Below are 4,431 nucleotides of genomic sequence, written 5' to 3'. Positions count from 1 at the left end.
CCCACCTGCCCTTCCACAAAACGCAGATACTGCTTCGCCAACAGCGCATTGACCTGGCTCATCACCTGATAGGCGAGATCATGGGCGTTGAAGACGCTGTGCAGCAGAAACACCAGCTTTTGCTTGCGGCTGTCGTCGAACGCGGCGAGGCGGTCGTCGCTGGGGATGAACAGCGTCTCCAGGCTTTGCAGTTCGCTGGCGAGCTGCTGGCTGGCTTCGGTGTCTTGCGGGAACAGGCTGTGGTAGCGGGCGTCGTTGAAGCGGTAGAAGCGAAAGCCGTGGCGGGCCATCCAGTGTTGCAGCTCGGCGAGGCTGGGCTGGCGCTCGTGGGTGGGCTGGAAGGCGACGCGGGCCTGGATCAGCAGGGTCTGTTGCAGTTGCGTTTCGCCATGCTCGAGGATGGCGATGGCGTCGCTCAAGTCGTCGAGGATCAGCCAGTCGAGGCTGCCCAGCCCTTCGATGCTGTCGAGGCGGATGGTGCTGATCGGCAGCGTGGTCAGCACACGCGCGCCCTGGCGTTGGTGCGCGGGGAGTTGGTCGTCGGGCAGCGGCTTGAGGGTGCTGCTGAGCGCCGGGTCGAGGCAGGCATGCAAGGTGGCGGGCTGGCCGTCGCCGAGCAGCGCGTGTTGAAAGACCTGGACGTGCTCGCTGTCTTGGAAGTGCTCGGGGTGTGGCACCTCGCTGGCCGGGTCGAAGGCGACCAGGCTGAAGGCGTCGGTCTCGCGCAGACTGTCCCAGGCGCCGCTGCGCAGGAGTTTGGCGCGGTTGTCGAGGACGACGACGCGGCCTTGCAGTTGCCAGTCGAAGTTGGCCTGTGTGGCGGTGGCGGTCGCCGGGTCTGGCGCTGAGCCGGTGGGCGCTGGGCCAGTGGGGCCGGTGGCTTGGGCGACGGCGGCTGGATGCGCCGATGGGCGCGCGGGTGGATGCGCTGGCGACGCTGGGGTGGTCGGGATCGGCTCCGGCGCTGCGGGCGCGGTCGACTCGGTGCGGCGCAGATGGACCTTTCCATGCGCCGTGGCGACCGTCGTTTCGGCTGCCGGAACGACACTGCGCCCCCGCGAGAAGTCCGGTTTGGCGGCCCGACCGGTGAGTTTGTGCTTGTGTTGCTGACGCTGTGCGCGCAGGAAGTCTTTGTCGCCGGCGCGCTGGTTGATCAGCGGCGCGAAGGCTTGGGTCAGGCGGCGGGTGCTGACGTCGATATGATGCCGGTCGCGGCCGACGCGAAACGCCCGCTCGCTGGCCTCCTCATAGCGCGCCTCGTCGTCGAAGTAGGCGATCACGGCCTGGTACAGCGGCTCGAGCTCGTCCTCGCTGAGCAGGTGCTGATAGGGTGGCTCGTAGCAGGCCTCGGGAAAGTCCAGCACCACGCCGCCGTCCTCGATCAGGCCGGGGCTGCCGCCGCGATTGCTGACGATGGCCGGGATGCCATTGAGCATGGCCTCGGCGAGCACGCGCGCGCCGCTCTCCCACCACAGGCTCGGCGCGAGCAGCACGCGTGCGCGCGCATAGAGCGCGTGCATGTCGTCGGTGTTGGCGGTGAGGCGCACGTTCTCCAGGCGCTCGCGCGGGGTGCCGAGGCGGCTGCTGATCTGCTTGAGGAAGGTCGGCCAGTCGCCGCGCGCCTCGACCACCTCCAGGGTGATGTCCGGGCGGCGCTGTTCGAGCAGCAGGGCGAGCTGAATCACCACGCTGACGCCCTTCTCCCAGCTCGGGTTGATGAACAGCAGGTGTTTGCGCTCATGCGTCTCGGCGACGAAGCGCGCCGGGTCGATGAACTTGCCGACCGGGGTGGCGACGATGCCGAGGCTGTCGCGATACATCTCGGCGGTGGCTTGAGTGTCGGTGAGAATCAGGTCGATGTCCCGACACCAGACCTGCGAGTTGCGATAAAACCCGTTGGCCAGATAGAACGCCGAGGGGATGCCGCGTATGCGAGCCTCGGCGGGGATCAGCAAGTCCAGTGTCTGGCCGCCGTAGAACCAGACCAGATCCGGTTTGAACCGATCCAGCAGATAGAGATATTGATTGTGCCAGTCGTCCGCTTCTACAGCGTTCAGCGCGACGCGTTGGGTCTGGCGGGTGATGATGAGCTGATGCGTCAGCTCGCCATCGGGGATCTCGGCGAAGCGCTGCGGCGCGGCCAGGCGCTCGCCCCAGTGCGCGCGCAGGCGCTCGGCGCCCTTGGGGCTGTCGAAGACGGTGGCACCGAGGATCCGGACCTCGTAGCCCTGCTTGACCAATTGGCGCAGCATCTCGCGCACCGACATGGCGGCGCCGCTGGAACGGTCCAGCAGGCAATAGGTGTTGGCCCAGAGCAGGCGCGGCGGGCGTCGCGTGGACGCGGATATGGAGTGTTTGGCCATCGGCGCATCATACAAAAAAACCGGCGCATCAGGGCGCCGGTTGTGAGGGGGTTGAGCCGGCCGGGCCAACCCTGGCCCGGCGCGATCAGGGCTTAGCTTACCCCAGCAGCGAGAGCACGTTCTGCGGGATCTGGTTGGCCTGGGCCAGGACGCTGGTGCCGGCCTGTTGCAGGATCTGGGCCCGAGTCATGTTGGCCACCTCGACCGCGTAGTCGGCGTCCTCGATGCGCGAGCGGGCATCCGACAGGTTGGTGCTCACGGTATTGAGGTTGGTGATGGCGTCCGTGAACCGGTTTTGCACTGCACCCAATTCGGAGCGTAAGCTATCGACATTGGCGATCGCTGAATCCAAGGTCGCGAGCGGATCCTCGGTCGCGTCACCGGCGCTGGTCTCGGCCGTGGTCAACAGTCCGTCGCTGTTGATATACGCCACTTCGCCTCTTTGCAGATCGACATCGGTGCCTTGGAAATCTCGCTCGTTGGCATCAAAGGAGTCGCCTTCGGTCACGCCGACAACCGTCACTGTGCCATCGTCAGGATTGACCTCGTAACGCGTCGTGAACTCTTCGACCGTTGTCAGGTCACCGTTACGATCACTAAAGGCAACCCCGTCATGAGATCCGCCTCCGGAATAAACAAGATCTTTGTTAAAGTCGATCTGATTGGTTGTCAATCCATCGGAGAGGGTCACCGCCGTGTAGTCGCCTGGAGCATCTTCTGCCGCTGCCAGAACATCGGCAGTCGTCGCTGTATTCTCGAAAGAAACCCCATTGCCGCCGCCGGAGAGGGTATAGCGCGTACCGTCGATCTCGACGAATTGATTGGTGCCATCGCCCGTATCATCGGCAAGCAGATCTGTCAATGTCGCCTGCGTTCCGCCGCTACTGTTGGTCGTCAAGAAACCAGCATCTGAGATATAAGCCGCATTCCCATCAATCGTGAGGTTACCGTCCGCTTGCACCTCGAACTCGGCGAAATGCCCGCTCTCGAACTCATAGGTTCCCTCGACGGTGCCAGAATTGGGCGTCAGATCATCCGCTAACTCCGCGATTCCACCACTACCACTGATCGAATCCGTGAACGTGAAGTTACCCGCCGCCGCATCATAGGTGTACGTCGTTCCGCCCGAGACATGAACGGTATCTCCCTCACTGAGTTCCTCGATGACCTGATTGAGCGTGGCTTTATCATGAGTAACGGTATGATCGCGTAGATTATTACCCTCATCGCTGGCGCCGGCGGCGATCAGATCCGTAATGGTCGCTTCCCGATTATCCGTTGCGCTACTGCCGTCCACATTGAAGCCATTGAGATCCAACGAGGTGACGTCGATCTGGCGCAGATTGATGTCGATGATCTGATCGTCGTTGGCGCCGACCTGGATGCGCAGGCCCTCCGTGCCCTCGGCCAGCACCTTGCTGCCGTTGAAGTCGGTCTCGGCGGAGATGCGGTCGATCTCGGACAGGCGCTGGTCGATCTCGTCCTGGATGGACTCCAGGTCGGACTGCGAGTTGCTGCCGTTGAGGGCCTGCACGGTCAGGGTGCGGATGGTCTGCAGGTTGTCGTTGATCTGGTTCAGCGAGCCCTCGGTGGTCTGCGCCATCGAGATGCCGTCGTTGGCGTTGCGCTGCGCCTGGTTGAGGCCGTTGACCTGGGAGGTGAAGCGGTTGGCGATGGCCTGACCGGCGGCGTCGTCGCTGGCGCTGTTGATGCGCAGGCCGGAAGACAGGCGCTCCATGGACTGGGTGAGGCTGCTCTGGCTCTCTTTCAGGTTCTGCTGAGCGACCAGCGACATGATGTTGGTGTTGATGACGGACATGGTTTGCTCCTTCCGAATGCGTGGTGAGGGCGTCAGGATGGCCGGCGGCTAGGGCCACCGGGGCCTGTCGCAACGGCACCTGGGTTGGCCGTTGCTTAAGGTTAACGGCCGCCCAAGCGGAAACTTTAGGACGAGGATGTGATTTTCTTCACAATCTCCGCCGAGCGGGGACGGGGCGCGGCTAGAGATGCCGGGCGGGGGGCGTGGCGCGGCTACAGATGCCGGGCGGGACGGGGCGCGGCTAGAGAT

General features: G+C 64.0%; 2 protein-coding genes. Both read right to left on the bottom strand.

Annotation, left to right across the window (positions count from 1 at the left end; all coding sequences use genetic code 11):
• Positions 1 to 2,363 (bottom strand): glycosyltransferase (locus ACLFQI_RS11920; RefSeq protein ID WP_410759609.1); only part of this gene is annotated, 2,363 nt, incomplete at its 3' end.
• A 97-nt stretch (positions 2,364 to 2,460) separates the two neighbouring features.
• Positions 2,461 to 4,182 carry a flagellin gene (locus ACLFQI_RS11915; protein ID WP_410759608.1) on the bottom strand — a complete coding sequence of 574 codons (1,722 nt, stop codon included), beginning with the start codon at positions 4,180 to 4,182 and terminating at the stop codon, positions 2,461 to 2,463.
• Positions 4,183 to 4,431 lie beyond the last annotated feature (249 nt).

Origin of the sequence: Halochromatium sp., from assembly GCF_046541315.1 — a bacterium.
In the GTDB taxonomy this organism is placed as follows: Bacteria; Pseudomonadota; Gammaproteobacteria; order Chromatiales; family Chromatiaceae; genus Lamprobacter.
The sequence above is the reverse complement of the archived record's forward strand: the minus strand, read 5'-3'. Positions and strand labels throughout refer to the sequence as shown.

Coding starts and splice junctions, on each gene's coding strand:
- ACLFQI_RS11915 (WP_410759608.1), bottom strand. CDS start 4,182: ATGTCCGTCATCAACACCAACATCATGTCGCTGGTCGCTCAGCAGAAC.